We start from the raw sequence: 4,633 nt of genomic DNA, 5'->3' as shown, positions 1-4,633 counted from the left end.
GAGCACCGCCACCGGTCGGCGCAGCCCGTCATCAAGGTGCACGACATCGCATGGCTGGAGTTCGAGAAGCCGGACCTCGCGGCGGCCGAGGTGTTCGCCCGGGCCTTCGGGTTCTCCGTGACGCACCGCTCGGCCCACGAGCTGAACCTGCGAGGCGCGCTGCCCGGCAGCCCGTGCGTCATCATCCGCAAGGGGGAAGGCTCACGGTTCGTGGGCCCCGCCTTCCGCGCCGCGGCCACGACGGACCTGCTCCGCCTTGCCGAGGCCACCGGCACCAAGGCCCGCCGCCTGCCGGAGCACCTGGGCGGTCTCAGCGTCGACGTCCGTGAGCCGGCCGGCGCTCTGGTGCGCGTCGTGGCCGACACCATCGAGCACCCTGCCCTCGAGACCCAGCCGGTCCACACGTTCAACTTCGGCGGGACGCAGGACCGCGCGAACCAGACCCAGCGCCCACCACGTGCGCCTGCCGTCGTGGAGCGCCTCGGGCACGTCGTGCTGCAGACCACGCAGTACCTGGCGTCGCTGGACTGGTACCTCGACCACCTGGGCCTGATCGTCTCGGACTTCCTGTACTTCCCGGGCCAGCGCCACCGCGGGCCGACGATGAGCTTCATCCGCTGCGACCGCGGCGACACCCCGGCCGACCACCACACGCTGGCGATGACGCTCGGACCCCGCAACCGCTACGTGCACTCGGCGTACCAGGTCGCCGACCTCGACGCGCTCGCCGCCGGCGGCGAGCACCTGAAGGACCTCGGGTACCACCACTCCTGGGGCATCGGCCGTCACATCCAGGGCAGCCAGATCTTCGACTACTGGCGCGACCCCGACGGCTTCCTCGTCGAGCACTTCAGCGACGGCGACATGTTCGACGCCTCGCTCGAGCCCGGGTGGGCCGAGATGACCGCAAGCGGACTCGCCCAGTGGGGCCCGCCCGCCACTGCCGACTTCCTCGGCATCGCGCCCGGCCGGGAGTCGTTGCTCGAGGCGCTCTCGATGACCACCGCCCTGCGCGACGACAACGAGTTCGACCTGACCCGCCTGCTCGGCCTGATGAAAGTTGCCCGCTCATGACCCTTCCCGTCCTGCGCACCGCCGACGCCTGGTGGCTGCAGCGTCCCGACGGCGCCGTCCGCATCGCGACCGACGCCACCACGACCGCCGAGCTGCTCGCCGACCGCGACGCCGTGGTCGCGGCCCGCGACGCCGTGGTCGCGGCCCGCGACGCCGGCGATCCAGTCCCGGTCGACGACCTGGCGCTCGTCTCGCCCGTCACGGCCCCGTGCCGCGTCGTGGCCCAGATGGCGAACTACGCGAGCCACGCCAAGGACGCAGGCATGGACCCGGACGCGGTCCCGCTGGCGTTCTTCCGCAAGGCCTCCGGGTCGATCAGCGGCCCGACCGACGACATCGTGCGTCCGGCCCACGTCGCCCTGCTCGACTACGAGGTGGAGATCGGCCTCGTCCTCGGGCGCGAGGTCCCGGTCGGCACCGAGGTCGCGGAGTCCGACCTCCCGGGCATGGTCGCGGCACTCGTCGTCACCAACGACGTGTCGGCGCGCGACCAGCAGCTGCCCAAGACCCAGTTCTACGAGTCCAAGTCCTATCCCACGTTCACACCGACGGGGCCCGTCCTGCTGATCCTCGAGGACGGTGAGCTGGCCCGGTTCCCGGAGCTGCGGCTGCGCCTCTGGGTCAACGGGGAGCTCCGCCAGGACCAGCCGGCCTCCGACATGATCTACGGTCCGCTCGCTGCGTTCCGGGCGCTTGCGCGGTTCCAGCAGCTCGCCCCCGGCGACCTGCTGCTCACCGGCACCCCGGTGGGCACGGCCCTAAGCGCGCCGCCCAAGCCGATCGAGGTCATCGGCTCCCTGCTGCCGCCGGCGACCAAGTGGCGCATCTTCTTCGCCAAGCAGGCCAAGAACCCGCGATACCTGCAGGACGGCGACCTCGTGGAGGTCTCGATCGCGACCGACGACGGCGCGATCGACCTCGGGTCCCAGCGGACCCGGGTGCGATGGACGGCGTGAGCGCCGTGACCGCCGTGACGAAGGCTCCGATCCCGGTCATCATCGTCGGGGCGGGACCCACGGGCGCGTGCGCCGCGCTCGAGCTCGCCCGGCACGGCACCCCGAGCGTCGTGATCGACCGCTGGGAAGGGGTGTACCCGCAACCGCGAGCCGTCCACCTCGACGACGAGGTGCTGCGCATCCTCGACCGGCTCGGCGTCGCCGAGCGCTTCGCCGCGATCTCACGCCCGGGCGGAGGGCTGCGCCTGGTCGACGCTGCACTGCGGGTGCTGGGCGAGTTCCCCCGCGAAGGGGTCTCGCCGACCTCGGGCTTCACCCGCGCCAGCATGTTCGACCAGCCCGACCTCGAGGGCCTGCTGCGCGCCCGGTTGGCCGAGACGCCCGAGGTCACGCTCCTCGGGGGGCACGAGGTGACCACCGTCGAGCAGCCCTCCCCCGGCCGGGTCCGCGTGCGTGCGCGCGCGATCAACACCGGGGAGGAGCAGCTCCTCGACGCCGAGGTCCTGCTGGGCTGCGACGGCGCCAACAGCCTCGTGCGCCGGTCGATCGGCTCGACCATGACCGACCTCGGGTTCGAGCAGCGGTGGCTCGTCGTCGACATCCGGACCGGCGAGGACCTGCGGCAGTGGGAGGGCGTGCACCAGGTGTGCGACAGCACCCGGGCGGCCACGTACATGCGCATCGGGCCGGAGCGGTACCGCTGGGAGTTCCAGCTGCTCGACCACGAGACCGCGGCGGACTTCGCCTCGCTCGCGTCGATCGCCCCGCTCGTCGCACCCTGGACCGCCGGCACCGACCTGGCGGCCCTCGAGGTCATCCGGTCCGCCGAGTACACGTTCCGTGCCGCTGTCGCCGACCGGTGGCGGTCAGGGCGCATCTTCCTGCTCGGCGACGCCGCCCACCTGACGCCGCCGTTCATCGGCCAAGGCATGGGTGCGGGCATCCGGGACGCGAGCAACCTCGGGTGGAAGGTGGCCGGATTCCTCGACGGTTCCCTGCCGGCCGACGTGCTCGACACCTACGAGCCCGAACGGTCACGCCACGCGAGGTCGATGATCGACACGGCACGCCTGCTGGGCACGATCATGACGCGCGGCGGCCGCGCGGGCGACGCGGTGCGCGGCGCCGCGCTGCCGGCGCTGAACCGGGCACCGGTCGTGCGTCGACGCTTCATCGACAGCGCCACGCCGCCCCTGGCACGGTCCTCGTTCGTCTCGGCGCGCAGCGGGGACCGCCTGGCCGGGCAGCTCTGCCCGAACACCGCGCAGGGCCGCCGCGTGGTCGACGACCTCATCGGTCCCGGTTGGGCACTCGTGACCTCCGAAGCGCCCTCCCCGACCGACCGGCGCGAGCTCGAGGCCCGAGACTGCACCGTCGTCGGGACGACCGATCGTCCCGAGCTCTCCTCGTGGCTGCACGAGGGACGCGCGACGGCGGCGCTGGTGCGCCCCGACCGCACCACCATGGCGTCCGGCCACGACGTCTCGGCGCTCGTCGCCCTGGCCGCGTCGCTCATCACTCCCGCGAGGACCGAGGTGTCCGCATGACCACGACCGTCCCGACCTACCGGCCGGACGTCTACGCACCCGACGCGATCCTCGATCCGTACCCCCACTACGAGCGCATGCGGGCCCTGGGTCCCGTCGTGCGGCTCGCCAAGCAGGGCGTGCTCGCGGTGACGCGCCACGACGACTGCAAGCAGGTGCTGCTGGACGACGCGACGTTCGTCTCCGGCCGCGGCGTGGCCCTCAACCCCGTGGCCAACCGGCTCGGCCGCGGCACGACGCTCAACAGCGACGGCGAGGAGCACGACCGCCGCCGCAGGCTCCTGGCCTCCCGTCTGACCCCGAAGGCCCTGCGATCGATGCGCGACGAGGTCGAGCAGCGAGCGGACGCCGTCGTGGCGGCTGCCGTGCAGAGGAAGCACGTCGACGGCGTCGTCGACATCGCCGAGGCGCTGCCCACGTCGTTCGTGCCGGACCTGATCGGCTGGCCCGAGGAGGGGCGCGAGAACCTGCTGCGATGGGCGGGGGCCACCTTCGACTCGCTCGGTCCCGTCAACGGGCAGACCGTCCGCACGGCATCGTCGACGATCGGGATGATGCGTTTCGCGCGCTCGGTCGTCCGCCGCGGAGCGGTGCTGCCGGGCTCGATGGGAGCCGACCTCCTCGAGAAGGTCGGGAGCGGTGAGGTGCAGCGCGGTGAGTGCCCCGCGCTCATGATCGACTACCTCGCGCCCTCGTTGGACACGACGATCAGTGCGATCGCGAGCGCCCTGATGCTGCTGGCCGAGCACCCCGACCAGTGGGCAGCGCTCAAGGCGGACCCCTCCCTGATCCCGAACACGGTCAACGAGGTCGTCCGTCTGGAGTCGCCGCTGCGGGCCTTCTCGCGACACGTCGAGCGCGGCGCCGAGATCGGTGGAGTCACCGTGGAGGCCGGGTCGCGGGTGGCCGTGTTCTACGCCTCGGCCAACCGCGACGAGCGCTTCTGGGACGCGCCCGACCGCTTCGACATCACCAGGAACGCCACCCCGCAGCTGGGCTTCGGCCAGGGTGCGCACGGGTGCGCGGGCCAGGGCCTGGCTCGTCTCGAGACGCAGT

3 protein-coding genes and 1 pseudogene are annotated in these 4,633 nt (G+C 72.5%); all 4 read left to right on the top strand.

Going from position 1 to position 4,633, the window contains the following annotated elements; all coding sequences use genetic code 11:
• On the top strand, positions 1-1,074 hold a 1,074-nt coding region (locus ASF38_RS00030; protein ID WP_056573099.1), incomplete at its 5' end, for a VOC family protein.
• Positions 1,071-2,030: a fumarylacetoacetate hydrolase family protein gene (locus tag ASF38_RS00025; RefSeq protein ID WP_056572776.1), complete on the top strand. Its 960-nt coding sequence runs from the start codon at positions 1,071-1,073 to the stop codon at positions 2,028-2,030. The genes ASF38_RS00030 and ASF38_RS00025, both read left to right, overlap by 4 nt.
• The gene (locus ASF38_RS00020; protein ID WP_235497325.1) at positions 2,027-3,577 is read left to right on the top strand and encodes a bifunctional 3-(3-hydroxy-phenyl)propionate/3-hydroxycinnamic acid hydroxylase; all 1,551 of its coding nucleotides are present in this window, start codon (positions 2,027-2,029) and stop codon (positions 3,575-3,577) included. Before ASF38_RS00025 ends, ASF38_RS00020 begins: the two co-directional genes overlap by 4 nt.
• Positions 3,574-4,633: pseudogene (locus tag ASF38_RS19525) on the top strand (cytochrome P450); the annotation flags it as partial. The gene ASF38_RS00020 and the pseudogene ASF38_RS19525, both read left to right, overlap by 4 nt.

The sequence above is a fragment of the Aeromicrobium sp. Leaf272 genome (genome assembly GCF_001422865.1).
Taxonomy (GTDB): domain Bacteria; phylum Actinomycetota; class Actinomycetes; order Propionibacteriales; family Nocardioidaceae; genus Aeromicrobium.
Note: the sequence above shows the minus strand (reverse complement) of the source record. Positions and strands in the feature narration are given on the sequence as shown.

Bases quoted from the DNA above. Each gene is read 5' to 3' on its own strand.
- ASF38_RS00025 (WP_056572776.1), top strand. From the start codon at position 1,071: ATGACCCTTCCCGTCCTGCGCACCGCCGACGCCTGGTGGCTGCAGCGT.